The sequence below is a fragment of the Pseudomonas migulae genome (assembly GCF_024169315.1).
Taxonomy (GTDB): Bacteria; Pseudomonadota; Gammaproteobacteria; order Pseudomonadales; family Pseudomonadaceae; genus Aquipseudomonas; species Aquipseudomonas migulae_B.
The window spans coordinates 1,985,938-2,000,485 of the sequence record NZ_JALJWR010000001.1 but is presented as its reverse complement, the minus strand read 5'-3'; the positions used below and the strand labels follow the sequence as shown (position 1 = coordinate 2,000,485).

At 62.8% G+C, this 14,548-nt stretch carries 5 protein-coding genes and 1 pseudogene; 3 read left to right on the top strand and 3 right to left on the bottom strand.

Annotated features, from left to right (window positions below; genetic code table 11):
* Positions 1-24: 24 nt before the first annotated feature.
* The 3 genes and pseudogenes from J2Y86_RS09145 to J2Y86_RS09135 all read right to left on the bottom strand — a co-directional run.
* Entirely contained in the window at positions 25-420 is a 396-nt protein-coding gene (locus J2Y86_RS09145; protein WP_253429999.1) for a hypothetical protein, read from the bottom strand.
* Positions 421-747: 327 nt separating this feature from the next.
* Complete coding sequence (locus J2Y86_RS09140; protein WP_253429996.1) at positions 748-2,574, bottom strand: glycoside hydrolase family 15 protein; 1,827 nt, start codon at positions 2,572-2,574, stop codon at positions 748-750.
* Positions 2,567-2,692, bottom strand: a pseudogene (locus J2Y86_RS09135) (SDR family oxidoreductase); the annotation flags it as partial. The pseudogene J2Y86_RS09135 and the gene J2Y86_RS09140, both read right to left, overlap by 8 nt.
* A gap of 258 nt (positions 2,693-2,950) precedes the next feature.
* Between J2Y86_RS09135 and J2Y86_RS09130 the strand changes: the two are divergent.
* From J2Y86_RS09130 to J2Y86_RS09120, 3 genes are all read left to right on the top strand, one after another.
* Positions 2,951-4,123 carry an MFS transporter gene (locus J2Y86_RS09130; protein WP_253429992.1) on the top strand — a complete coding sequence of 391 codons (1,173 nt, stop codon included), beginning with the start codon at positions 2,951-2,953 and terminating at the stop codon, positions 4,121-4,123.
* Between the two features lie 168 nt (positions 4,124-4,291).
* Positions 4,292-5,026, top strand: a complete 735-nt coding sequence (locus tag J2Y86_RS09125; protein ID WP_253429989.1) for a thioesterase II family protein — start codon at positions 4,292-4,294, stop codon at positions 5,024-5,026.
* A 257-nt stretch (positions 5,027-5,283) separates the two neighbouring features.
* Positions 5,284-14,526, top strand: a complete 9,243-nt coding sequence (locus tag J2Y86_RS09120; RefSeq protein WP_253429986.1) for a non-ribosomal peptide synthetase — start codon at positions 5,284-5,286, stop codon at positions 14,524-14,526.
* The last annotated feature ends 22 nt before the right edge of the window (positions 14,527-14,548 follow it).

Here is a 14,548-nt window from a genome sequence, read left to right as displayed (position 1 = left end):
AACTCTCCAGACAGGTTGCCAGGGTCATTCTTGAACGTCGGTTTCCGCCATCTGATTAAAGTATTTGGCCCGATCCGGCGTGTATGTCACCACCATCCTGGTCCGGGAGCAGGTCAACGCCCGCTCTTCGCCCAACTCAACCTCCAGGTCTTCCCCGCGCAAACCTTGCCATTGAGCGAGGTATTTGAGCGATCCGTACTTCTCGAGTTTTTTCAGGCTACGGCTGACACCACCTTTCCAGCCCAGCACCGGCAATTCACCGGCCAGGCATTGTTGGGCGAGTTCGGGGAAGCGGGCGGCGCGTTGTCGGCCGATTTCCCAGCATTTGATCAGGCCTTTATCGGGGCCCTCCCATAGCTCATCGCGGTTCAGGCCTGTGCGGAGTGGGGTGTCGATGCTGCGGTGGATGCGCTGGGTCATTCGGGTTCCTTGAATTCGGGTTTTGTTGGACAGCTCCGCTGTGCCCGTTGACGAGGGATGTTAGGTGGGGTTGTAACGGGTGGCAACAAACGATTTCCCGCTGTAGAAACGAGGTGTATCGAATTTTTTGAGCAGGTCTGTTGAGTGGTTGTAGGAGCTTGCGGGCGGCGACCATTTTTTTGCGGGTATTTCTCCGGCCTTGCGTTGTGGCTGATGGCCTCTTCGCGGGCAAGCCTCGCTCCTACAGAAATTTTGTCGAATTCAATGTCTATGAACGACACCAAACCTGTAGGAGCGAGGCTTGCCCGCGAAGAGGACGACGCAGTCTCACGGCTGCCAGTAATTCTTCTCCCCACTCAGTTTCCGGTCCAGAAAACAGGCCGCGCTGATCAGCGCCAGGTGCGTCAGCGCTTGCGGTGTGTTGCCCAGGTGCCTCGCATGGCTATCGAACTCTTCAGCATACAACCCCAGCGGATTGGCGTACCGCAGCAGTTGTTCAAACTCCAGGTGCGCCTTTTCCACCTGACCGGCCCGGGCCAGGCATTCGACGTACCAGAACGAACACGCGGCGAAGGCGCCTTCGGTGCCGGTGAGGCCGTCGATCTGGCTTTCTTCGTTGCGGTAGCGGTAGACCATGCCGTCGCGTACCAGGGTTTTCTGGATGGCTTCGAGCGTCGCGAGCCAGCGCGGGTCCTTGGCGCTGACGAAGCGCACCAGCGGCATCAGCAGCATTGAACCATCCAGCTCGGTGCCACCGATGTGCTGGACGAAATGCCCGCGCTCTTCGTTCCAGAAGTTTTCCCAGATGTCGGCGTAGATCGCCTGACGGGTCTGGTCCCAACGGGCGAACGGGGCGGGCAGGGAGCGTTTGGAGGCGAGGCGGATCGCCCGGTCCAGCGCCACCCAGCACATCAATCGAGAGTGCAGGAAATGATGCTGCTCACCGCGCATTTCCCAGATGCCGACATCTTTTTGCTGCCAGGTTTCGCAGACCTGATCGACCACTTCCACTGCGTGTTTCCAGCCTTCATGGGAGATGGCGTCGCCGTACTTGTTGACCAGGTACACCGCATCCATCAGCTCGCCGAAGATGTCGAGCTGGAGCTGATCGTACGCGCCATTCCCGATGCGCACCGGCGTGGCCCCGCCATGACCGCTGAGGTGCGAAAGCTCGGTCTCCGGCAGTTCCTGACGGCCATCCATGGCGTAGAGAATGTTGAGTTTCATCGGTTTGCCGTGACAGTCGCTGACCCGCCCGCGCAGCCAGCGCATGTAATCGTTGGCTTCCTGGACAAACCCCAGGCGCATGAAGGCATAGACGGTGAACGAGGCGTCGCGGATCCAGGTGTAGCGATAGTCCCAGTTGCGTTCGCCTCCCGGCGTTTCCGGCAGGCCGAACGTCGCGGCGGCGAGAATCGCGCCGTGCTTGCGTGAGGTCAGCAGCTTCAGCGCGAGGGCCGAGCGGTTGACCATTTCCCGCCAGCGACCGCGGTAGTTGGACTGGCTGCTCCAGTCGCGCCAGAACTTCAGCGTGCGCTCCATGCACAAATCCGCAGCCCCTTCCTTGAAGCGGGGATCGTCGAAACCGCCCAGCAGGAATTGCGCACCCTGGCCCTGTTCCAGCGTGAATTCGGCCACCGCCGCGTCGCCCTCGACACGCAACACCTGGTCCGAAGACAGGCGCATGGACGGCTGATCGGCGGCCTCGAATGCCACGTCTTTTTTGTCCTGTCGCGCACGGGTTGCGGCGCGAGCATAGTCATGCCGCACGGCGCAGCGCAGGTTGAACGTCGCCCGGCCGCTGACCACCCGCACCCGGCGCATTAGCATCGGCAGATCATCTTCGCTGTCGCCGATCGGCAGCAGGTCGGTGACCTCGACCACTGCGCGGTCGCTGAGCCAGCGGGTTTGCAGCACGTTGGTATCCGGCAGGTAGATCTGCTCGCGGCGTGCGTCAGGCAGGTCTGGTGAGAGTTGGAAAATGCCGGCCTCGGGTGTGTCCAGCAGCGAGCAGAAGATCGACGGGCTGTCGAATTCCGGCCAGCAGAAAAAATCCACGCTGCCCTTGTCGTTGACCAGTGCCGCGCTGCGCATGTCGCCAATGATGCCGTGGGCGTCGATGGCGCTTTGTCGTTCGGGATGATGATCAGCCATTGCCGCGAAACTCCGGATAGAGGCTCATGCCGCCGTCGATGAACAGGGTGGTGCCGACGATGCAGTTGGAGGCATAGGAGGCGAGAAAGACCACGGCGTTGGAGATGTCCTTGGCGTCGTCGCGGTTGATCGCCGTACTAATCAGCAGACTGGTTTGGACTGCCCAGAGTTCATTTGGCGAAAGGAAAGGGGAGCTGTTCCGGCCCCTTCGCGAGCAAGCCCGCTCCCACATTCGACCGAGTCACTCCAGAAGGAATGAGATCGAATGTGGGAGCGGGCTTGCTCGCGAAAGGGCCTTCACATTCAACCAACAATTCCCCGCTTTCGCCCCGCTCAGCCTTATGGCAACTTGCAGGCCCTTATCGAGAGCCGAACCATGGCCAACCCCTACCGCGAACTGTTCAAAGCCCCGGGCAGCGGAGCCTTTGTGCTGGCCGGGATGATCGCGCGCATGCCGATTTCCATGACCGGCATCGGCCTGATCACCATGCTCTCGCAGCTGCAAGGAGGTTATGGACTGGCCGGCGCGGTGGCGGCGACGTTTGCGTTGGCGACGGCGTTTTGCGCGCCACAGGTTTCGCGGCTGGTGGACCGTTTCGGGCAACGCCGGATCTTGCCGGTGTCGGCGCTGATCGGTGGCGGGGCACTGTTGCTGGTGTTGTTGTGCACGCGTTTGCAGGCGCCGCAATGGACGCTGTTTCTGTTCGCCGCGCTGGCCGGTTGCATGCCGAGCATGTCGGCGATGGTGCGGGCGCGCTGGACCGAGGTCTATCGCGGCCAGCCGCAATTGCAGACCGCGTATGCCCTGGAGTCGGTGCTCGACGAAGTCTGTTTCATTGTCGGGCCTCCGTTGTCGGTGGGCTTGTGTGTGGTGGCGTTTCCCGAGGCCGGGCCGTTGGCGGCGTTGCTGATGTTGGCGATTGGCGTCACCGCGTTTGTCCTGCAACGGAACACCGAGCCGGCGATTCATCCCCATGAAGAACACCATCAGGGCTCGATCATTCGTTCCGGCGAGATTCAGTTGCTGATGCTGTTGATGGTCGCCATGGGCACCATAGTCGGCGTGGTCGATGTGGTCAGCGTGGCGTTCGCTCAGCAGCAGGGGCAGCCGGCGGCCGCGAGCATTGTGTTGTCGGTGTATGCCATCGGCTCCTGCCTGGCCGGTCTGGCGTTCGGGGCATTGCGCTCGAAAGTGCCGTTGCCGCGCCTGTTTCTGTACGGCGGGGTGGCAACAGCGGTGACTACGTTGCCGTTGTTGCTGGCGACGAACATTCCTGGGCTGTCGCTGGCGGTATTCGTCTCCGGGCTGTTTTTTGCGCCGACGCTGATTGTGGCGATGGCATTGGTGGAGCGCATCGTGCCACCGGCCAAACTCACCGAAGGGCTGACCTGGCTGGTCACCGGATTGAGCATTGGCGTGGCGATTGGCGCGGCCAGTTCGGGCTGGCTGGTGGATGCGTACGGGGCGCGTAGCGGGTTTTGGGTGGCGATTGCGGCGGGGGCTGTCGTCCTCGGTTCCGCAATCCAAAGCTATCGCCATTTGAAATAGAGATTAATTGTGGGAGCGGGCTTGCTCGCGATTGCGGTGGGTCAGTCAACGTTAATGTCGACTGACCCACCGCAATCGCGAGCAAGCCCGCTCCTACATTCGATCTTCGACTAATTCAAACCAGCACTCATCCGTTCTCTTTACAGACAACTTTTCGAGGTAAGCCCGGTGACCCAGCTGACATTGCTGTGCCTGCCCTATTCAGGCGCGAGCGCCATGGTCTACAGCCGCTGGCGGCGCAAACTGCCGGAGTGGCTCACGTTGCAACCGGTGGAACTGCCGGGGCGCGGCGCGCGGTTCGGCGAGCCCTTGCACACCGACATGCGACGCCTGGCGTTGCAACTCGCGCAGGAACAGAAAGCCACGCTCAAGGCGCCGTACGCGCTGTTCGGCCACAGTCTCGGCGCTTTGCTGGCCTGCGAAATGGCCCATGCCTTTCGCTCGCTGGGCTGCCCGGAGCCGGTGGCGCTGTTCGCTTCCGGCACGGCCGCGCCGACGATGCGGGCTGATTACGACCAGGGTTTTGCCGATCCGAAAACCGATGCCGAGCTGATCGAGCAACTTCGCACCCTCAATGGCACCAGCGAAGAAGTGCTGGCCAATGAAGAGCTGATGAGCCTGACGCTGCCGATCCTGCGCGCAGATTTCCTGCTGTGCGGCCGTTTCGAGCCGATCCAGCGTCCGTTGCTGAAATGCCCGGTCCACGTGCTGGGCGGTAAGGCTGATCGCGCGACCACCGAACAGCTCATCGGCTGGAGCCGGGAAACCCACGGCAGCTTCTCCGTGGACATGCTGGCCGGCGGTCACTTCTTCATCCATGAGCACGAAGCCAAGGTGTTGCGGGTGATCAAGGATCAGCTCGATGTTCACCATCGCCGGCACGCCGTGGTCGCCACGGCCTAATACACTCTCAAGATCACCTATTTCAAATGTGGGAGCGGGCTTGCTCGCGAAAGCGGTTAATCATTCAACATTGATGTTGGCTGACCCACCGCTTTCGCGAGCAAGCCCGCTCCCACATTTTATTTGCAGCGACCTTACATCCTTCGGTTCGTCTCCCTCCTGACACTTGTTCTCATTCGCTAATTTTTCCGGTCTGCATTCGTTTTATAGGGACGACGTGCCTTTGTGCTTCCCGCCACTGATCCGGATGCTTAGAAATGAATGCTGAAGACTCCTTGAAACTTGCTCGCCGGTTTATCGGGTTGCCCCTGGAAAAGCGCCAGATGTTCCTTGCGGCCTTGCAAAAGGAAGGCATTGATTTCGCCCGGTTTCCGATTCCGGCCGGCGTCGAGGCCGAGGATCGTCAGGCGTTGTCGTACGCCCAGCAACGCATGTGGTTTCTCTGGCAACTGGACGCGCACAGTGGCGCTTACAACCTGCCGGGCGCGGTGCGTCTGACCGGCGCGTTAAACCTGCCCGCGCTGGAACAGGCCTTCGCCAGCCTCGTCGAACGTCACGAAACCCTTCGCACGGTGTTCCAGCGCCAAGCCGATGACAGCTTGCGGCAAGTACCGGCCAGCGCACCGCTGGTGATCAATCATGTGGATTTCAGCGCGTTGCCGGCCACGGAGCGCGAACAGGCTGTCGGCCAAGCGGCCGAGCAACAGTCGGTGTTGCCCTTCGATCTTTCGGTCGGCCCGTTGTTGCGCGTGACGTTGCTCAAACTCGCTGAACAGGAACACGTCCTGCTGCTGACCCTGCACCACATCGTTTCCGACGGTTGGTCGATGAACGTGCTGATCGACGAATTCATCCGCTGCTATGACGCGTTCGAGGCTGGTGCGCAACCGCAACTCGCGCCGTTGCCGATCCAGTACAGCGACTACGCCTTGTGGCAACGCCGCTGGCTGGAAGCGGGCGAGCAGGCACGTCAACTGGAGTACTGGCAGGCGCAACTCGGCGACGAACACCCGGTGCTGGAACTGCCCACCGACCACTCGCGCCCGGCGATGCCAAGCTATCGCGGGACCCGCTACGAATTCGCCATCGGCCCGCAACTGGCCGAGCAACTGCGTGCCGCCGCGCAGAAACACAACATCACTCTGTTCATGTTGTTGCTCGGAGCGTTCAACGCGCTGCTGCATCGCTACACCGGGCAGACCGACATCCGTGTCGGCGTGCCGATTGCCAACCGCAACCGTGCGGAAATCGAAGGCCTGATCGGCTTCTTCGTCAACACCCAGGTGCTGCGCACGCAGCTCGACGGCCAGACCCGCGTCGACGATTTGCTGCGCGCCATCAAGGAAACCGCCCTCGGCGCCCAGGCCCATCAGGACTTGCCGTTCGAGCGTCTGGTCGAAGCGCTGAAACTGGAACGCAGCCTCAGCCACACGCCGCTGTTCCAGGTGATGTACAACCACCAGCCGCAGGTCGCGGACATGTCCAGCATCAGCACTGCCTCCGGCCTGGTGCTGGGCGCGATCGAGTGGGAAGGGCGCACCACGCAGTTCGACCTGACCCTCGACACCTACGAAAAGGGCGGCAAGCTGCACGCCGCCCTGACCTACGCCAGCGACCTGTTCGACGCACCGACCATCGCGCGCATGGCGCAACACTGGACGCGCCTGTTGCAGGCGATAGTGGTGGATTCGAATCTGCGGGTCGGCGAGCTGCCGATGCTCGCGGCGGATGAGCAGCAGGTGCTGGTGCACGACTGGAACCGCACCGCCGAAATTTATCCCGTCGACCATTGCGTTCATGAGTTGATTCACGCCCAGGCCTTGCGCACACCCGACGCGCCGGCGCTGGTGTTTGGCGACCGTCAGCTGACTTATGCACAGCTCGATGCGCGCACCAATCAATTGACTCACTACCTGCGCGAACAGGGTGTCGGCGCCGATGTGCTGGTGGGGATCGCCGCTGAGCGTTCGCTGGAAATGGTCATCGGCCTGTTGGCGATTCTCAAGGCTGGTGGCGCGTATGTGCCGCTCGACCCGGAATATCCGGCGGAGCGCCTGGCCTACATGATCGAAGACAGTGCGATTGCTGTGTTGCTGACCCAAAGCGCTCTGGTCGGCACACTGCCGACCGAGGGCATCAAAGTCATCGCACTGGATCAGGACGAGGATTGGCTGGACGGTTACAGCAAAAACTGCCCGTCGGTGTCGGTGAGTCCGCTGAACCTGGCCTACGTGATTTACACCTCCGGTTCCACCGGCAAACCCAAGGGCGCAGGCAACAGCCATGCGGCGCTGGTCAACCGTTTGTGCTGGATGCAACAGGCCTACGGGCTGGATAGCAGCGACTCGGTGTTGCAGAAAACCCCGTTCAGTTTCGACGTGTCGGTCTGGGAATTCTTCTGGCCGCTGATGACCGGCGCCCGTCTGGTGGTGGCGCCGCCGGGCGCGCATCGCGAACCGGCGCGGTTGATCAGCCTCATCGGCGAGTTCGGCATCAGCACCTTGCACTTTGTGCCGTCGATGCTTCAGGCGTTTATCCACGAGCCGGGCGTTGAAGCCTGCACCAGCCTCAAACGCATCGCCTGCAGCGGTGAAGCCTTGCCACTGGATGCTCAACTTCAGGTGTTCGCCAAACTGCCGGGCGCCGGGTTGTACAACCTGTACGGTCCGACCGAAGCCGCCATCGACGTGACCCACTGGACCTGCGTCGATGAAGGCGCCGACAGCGTGCCGATCGGCCGGCCGATTGCCAACTTGCGCACCCATGTTCTGGACGCCCAGTTGCTGCCGGTTCCGGCAGGCGTGGCGGGGGAGTTGTACCTGGGCGGCGCCGGTCTGGCGCGCAGTTATCACCGCCGTCCGGGGCTGACGGCGGAGCGGTTTGTGCCGTGCCCGTTCCATGACGGTGCGCGCCTGTACCGCACCGGCGACCGGGTGCGCCAGCGCGCCGACGGGGTGATTGAATACCTCGGTCGTCTCGACCATCAAGTGAAGTTGCGCGGGTTGCGTATCGAACTGGGGGAAATCGAAACACGCCTGATGCAGCATCCGCTGGTGCGCGAAGCCGTGGTCCTGGTGCAGGGCGGCAAGCATCTGGTGGCGTACCTGGTGCTGGAAAACGCCGAGCCGCAGTGGCCGGAAACCCTCAAGGCCTGGCTGCTCAACAGCCTGCCGGAATACATGGTGCCGACCTACCTGATGCCGCTGGATGCCTTGCCGGTGACCGCCAACGGCAAACTGGACCGCAAGGCCCTGCCGCAACCCGACGCAGCGCCGCAACAAACCTTCGTCGCGCCGCAAGACGCCATGCAGACGGCGCTGGCGCAGATCTGGCAGGACGTTCTGGGTCTGGAGCGCGTGGGCCTTGAAGATAACTTTTTCGAGCTGGGCGGTGACTCGATCATCTCCATTCAAGTGGTCAGCCGCGCCCGTCAGGCCGGCATCCGTCTCAGCCCACGCGACCTGTTTCAGTACCAGACGGTGCGCAGCCTCGCGCTGGTGGCGGCGTTCGACAACCGCAGCTCCATCGACCAAGGGCCGGTCAGCGGCGAGGTGTTGCTGACCCCGGCGCAACATTATTTCTTCGAACAAGCCATCGCGCAGCCGCAGCATTGGAACCAGTCCTTGTTGTTGACGCCACGCGAGGCGCTGAATCCTGAAGCACTGGAAGCCGCGCTGGTCGCGGTGATCAACCATCACGATGCCCTGCGCCTGCGTTTCTCCCAGGGTGTCGAGGGATGGCAGCAGCGCCACGGATCGCCGGTCGAAACGGCGGGATTGTGGCAGCGGCAGGCGTCGTCGCCCGAGGCGTTGTCGGCCCTGTGCGACGAAGCGCAACGCAGCCTTGATCTGGCCGATGGGCCGTTGCTGCGTGCATTGCTGGTCAGTCTCGACGACGGCACGCAACGCCTGTTGCTGGCGATCCACCATTTGGCGGTGGACGGCGTGTCCTGGCGGGTGCTGCTCGAAGACCTCCAGCAGGCCTACGCCCAGCAGGCCGCCGGCAGTGCGGCAACCCTGCCCGACAAAACCAGCGCTTACCAAAGCTGGGCCCGTCATCTGCAAGAACATGCCCGCACACTGGATCAGCAACTGCCGTACTGGCAGGCGCAACACGCCGATGCCCGCGACCTGCCGTGTGAAAATCCGCTGGGCAGCCTGCAGCATCGCCACGGCCACAAAATCGAATCGAAGCTCGACGCCGGGTTGACGCGGCAGCTGCTGCAAACAGCCCCGGCGGCCTATCGCACCCAGGTCAATGACTTGTTGCTGACAGCGCTGGCGCGGGTGATTTGCCGTTGGACCGGGCAAGGTTCGACGCTGATCCAGCTCGAAGGCCATGGCCGTGAAGACCTGTTCGACGACCTCGACCTGACGCGCACCGTGGGCTGGTTCACCAGCCTGTTCCCGGTGCGCCTGCAACCTCGGGCCGACACGGCGAACGGAATCAAGGCGATCAAGGAACAACTGCGCGCCATCCCCGATAAAGGTCTGGGTTATGGCTTGCTGCGCTACCTCGGCGAACCGGCCCAGCGTGAGTCCCTGCAAGGATTGCCGGCGCCACGGATCACCTTCAACTACCTGGGCCAGTTCGACCGCCAGTTCGATGACGATGCGCTGTTTGTACCGGCGCTGGAAAGCGGCGGTCAGGCTCAGGGTGACGATGCGCCGCTGGCCAACTGGCTGATCCTGGAAAGCCAGGTCTATGGCGGTCAACTCTCGCTGCAATGGGGCTTCAGCCGCGACATGTTCGCCGACAGCACCGTCCAGCAACTGGCCGATGCCTACACCGAAGAACTCACCGCGCTGATCGAGCATTGTTGTGCCACACCGGCCGGTCAGGTCACGCCGTCGGACTTCCCGCTGGCACGGATCAACCAGGCGCAGCTGGATGCACTGCCTGTCGCGGCGCCGGCCATCGAGGACATTTATCCGCTGACGCCGATGCAGCAAGGCATGCTGTTCCACACTTTGTATGAACCGCAGGCCGAGGCCTACATCAACCAACTGCGCCTGGATATCCGGGGGCTGGAACTGGCGGCCTTCGGTCGGGCGTGGCAGGCGGCGATCAACCGTCACGACATTCTGCGCAGCAGCTTCCATTGGTTGGGGCTGGAATCTGCGCATCAGGTGATTCATCGCCAGATCGACCTGCAATTGCAGGTGATCGAGGCCGCCGATATCGACCTCGATGCGCTGGCCGCCGAAGAGCGCCGCCGTGGTTTCGAACTCAGCGCCGCGCCGCTGTTCCGCCTGATGCTGGTGCGTCAGGGCGGCGACGCCTGGCACCTGATCTACACCAGTCATCACATCCTCATGGACGGCTGGAGCAACGCGCAGTTGCTCGGCGAAGTGATTCAGCATTACGCCGGGCAGACACTGGCCAAGCCGCTGGGGCAATACCGCGACTACCTGGGCTGGATTCAGCAACAGCCACTGGCGGCGGGCGAACAATTCTGGAAGCAGGCACTGGCCGTCCTCGAAACACCGACGCTGCTGGCGCAAGCCTTGCCGACGCCGGTCGAGGGGCGCGGCATGGGCGAGCATCACCTGACGCTGGAAAGCGCCGCGATGCAGCATCTGGCGGAGTTCGCCCGCCAGCAGAAAATCACCCTCAACACCTTGTTGCAGGGCGCGTGGGGTCTGCTGTTGCGGCGCTACACCGGTCAATCCTGCGTGGCGTTCGGCGCGACGATTGCCGGGCGATCCGCGCCGCTGCCGGGCATCGAGCAACAGTTGGGCTTGTTCATCAATACCTTGCCGATCATTGCCAACCCGCAATCCACGCAACCGGTCAGCCAGTGGCTCAATGAACTGCAAGCCCTGAACCTGAGCCTGCGCGAGTTCGAGCATGTGCCGCTCTACGATATCCAGGGCTGGGCCGGACAGCAGGGCAGCGCACTGTTCGACAGTCTGCTGGTGTTTGAAAACTTCCCGGTGGCCGAAGCGCTGAAGCAAGGCGCACCGGCGGGCCTGACCTTCGGCGCACTGCGCAATCACGAAATCACCAGCTACCCGCTGACCCTCGGCATCGAAGTCGGCGCCAGCCTGCGCCTGGAGTTCAGTTTCGATCAGGCCCTGTTCAGCGCGGTGCAGATCGAGCGGCTGGGCGCGAATCTGCTGCAGGTGCTGGAGCAATTCGTCGCGCAGCCGCACCAGGTTTTGGGGGCCGTGAGCCTCCTGGATGCCAAGCAAAAAACCCAGGTGTTGCTGGGCTCGCGTCCCGCCGCGCCGCTGCTGGACAGTCCATTGCTGGCGCATCAACGCTTCGAGCAACAAGCCGCACGTACTCCGGACGCATTGGCCGTGATCGTCGGCGACGAACGCCTGACTTATGCACAGCTCAACGCCCAGGCCAACCAGCTCGCCCATCGCCTGCGCGAGCATGGTGTGGCGCCGGGGCAGCGGGTCGGTCTGTCGGTACGGCGCAATGCGCAGATGATCGTCAGCCTTATGGCCATCCTCAAGTCCGGCGCCGGTTATGTGCCGCTGGACCCGGACTACCCGGCCGAACGCCTGGCCTACATGATCGAAGACAGCGGGATGGACCTGCTGCTGGCACAACCGGACCTGCTGGCGGATGTCGCGCTGCCCGAAGGCTTGCCGCGACTGGCGCTGACGGCGTCGTCGCTGGCCGGCTATTCCACGGCCAATCTGGTCAACCTCGCCTGTGCCGAAGACCTCGCGTACCTGATTTACACCTCCGGCTCCACCGGCCGGCCGAAAGGCGTGTGCCTGGCCCACGCCGCGCTGCGCGAGTTTTGCCTGATTGCGGCGGACTATTCGCAGCTCGGCGCCGATGACCGCGTGCTGCAATTCGCCACGTTCAGCTTCGACGGCTTTGTCGAGCAGTGCTACCCGCCGCTGTGCGTGGGCGCGGCGCTGGTGTTGCGCGGTGATGAGCTGTGGGACACCGACACCTTGTACCGGCAGATCATCGAACACGGCGTGACCCTGGCGGATTTGCCAGCGGCCTATTGGTACTTGCTGGCCCAGGAATGGGCCGCGCAGCCTCAGCGCGACAAAGGTCGGCTGCGTCAGGTCCATGTCGGTGGCGAAGCCATGTCGCTGGAAGGCCTGAAACTCTGGCATGCCGCCGGTCTCGGCGACATACGTCTGCTCAACACCTACGGGCCGACCGAGGCCACCGTGGTCTCCAGCACCCACCTGTGCACCTTGGCCGACACGCACAATCAGATCGGCGTGCCGATTGGCCGCGCGTTGCCGGGCCGGGCGCTGTACGTGCTGGACACCGAGGGTCATCTGCTGCCAACCGGTTGCGTGGGCGAGTTGTGCATCGGCGGTGACGCCGGCATTGCCCAGCACTATCACCAGCGTCCGGGGCTGAGCGCCGAACGCTTCATCGCCGATCCGTTTTCCAGCACGCCGGGCGCACGCTTGTACCGCAGCGGCGACCTGGCGCGCTATCGCGAAGACGGTGCGCTGGAATACCTGGGACGTATCGATCACCAGGTGAAAATTCGCGGTTTCCGCGTCGAACTCGGTGAACTGGAAGCGCACCTGCAAGGCTTGTCGATGATCAGCGAAGCCGCGGTGCTGGTGCACGAAACCGTCGGCGGCAAGCAACTGATTGGTTATGTGGTGCCGACGCTGCCGAACGCCGATGCGCGTCAACTCACCGAAACCGTGCGCCAGGCCTTGGGCGAGCGCCTGCCGGACTACATGTTGCCGGCGCAACTGGTGGTGATGAGTGCATTGCCGCTCAACCGCAACGGCAAACTCGACCGCGCAGCGCTGCCGGCGCCAGAAGTCTGGGAAGCGGTAGCCGGCACCGCGCCGCAAGGCGAGCTGGAAATCGAGCTGGCGCAGATCTGGCAACAGGTGTTGCAGGTTGCCCGTGTCGATCGCGAGAACAGCTTCTTCGAGTTGGGCGGTCATTCGTTGCTGGCCACGCAGATCGTCTCGCAGATTCGCCAGCGCCTGGGCCTGTCGGTGAGTTTGCGCAGCCTGTTCGAACACCCGCGCCTGGAGGATTTCGCCGCTCAGGTACAAGGCCTGCGGCACGTCTGCGAGCGCCCGGCTTTGGTGGCGGATCACTCCGGCGAACGCCAGCCGTTGTCCTTTGCCCAGCAACGGTTGTGGTTCCTGTGGAACCTTGAGCCCGACAGCTCGATGTACAACATGCCCGGTGCCTTGCGGTTGCGCGGGAATCTGAACCTCTCTGCACTGCAGCAGACCTTTGAAACCCTGGTGCAACGCCACGCCGTGTTACGCACCACCTTCTTTGATGAAGACGGCCAGGCCTGGCAGCGAGTGCACGCTGAACTGCCGTTGAACTTCGTCGCCAGTGACCTGCGGCATTTGCCGGCGCCGGACGTCGAAGCCGCGCAACTGGCCCGTGAGGAAGTTGCCCGAGCATTCGATCTGCGCAATGGGCCGCTGCTGCGGGTGCGGGTGTTGCAGGTCGCGGATCAGGAGCATGTGTTGCTGCTGACGGTGCACCACATCGCTGCGGATGACTGGTCGTTCCGGATCCTGATCAATGAGTTCGTGACGTTGTATCCGACCCTCAACCAGGGCGGCGTCGCGCAGTTGCCGGAACAGCTCGTGCAGTACGCCGACTTCGCCAAATGGCAGCGCCAGTGGCTGGAGCAGGGTGGCGAACTGCAACGTCAGCTCGATTATTGGGTCACGCGCCTTGGCCAAACGCAGACGGTGCTGGAACTGCCTGGCGATGGCGATCAGCGTCAGTCGCAGGAAGGCGCCAGCCAACATTTCACTTTGAATGCGACGTTAAGTCAGCAGTTGCGCGACTTCGCCCAACAGCGTGGATTTTCGCTGTTCATGGTCCTATTGGCCGGCTTCGTGCTGGTGTTGCGTCAACGCACCGAGGTCAGTCGCGTGCGCATCGGCACCGATATCGCTAACCGAAATCAAGTTGAGCTTGAACAAATGGTCGGCTTCTTCGTTAACCAGTTAGTGCTGCAAGTGGATGTGGACGCTGACGAGGCTGCCGGGCAATTGCTGCAAGCCTGTCGCCGCGCGGTTCTGGAGGCTTCGGACCATCAGGACCTGCCGTTCGAGCGACTGGTGGAAGCGTTGCGGCTGCCGCGCCGGGCCGGGCGGTCGCCGTTGTTCGACATCAAGTTGATCTACCAGGAAGGCGTCGGTCGTTTGCCGTCCATGGACGGCTTGCTGGTCGAGGATTTCCCGTCGGGCCGGCAAGCCGCCGAGATCGGCATGGTCGCCGCGTTCTACAACGAGGCCGAACACATTCACCTGAGTTTCGAAACACCCGCCGGGCAGTACTTGCCGAGCACGCTGGAAAGCCTGTTCGAACAAATCGAGGCGGTGCTGCAAGCGTTGTTGCGCGCGGATGAGTTGACGGTCAGCCAATTGCTGGACCTGGCCACCGAGGTGCAGCGCCGCACCGATGCGCGCCTCAACGAACAACGCAAGGCGTTGCTGGGCGGGCGCATGGCGATCAAGCGCCGCTCGGCGATTCGAGGCGCGCCGGCCGCGCAGACCGCGGCGGACTGATTCATTACGGCGGCGCCAACCG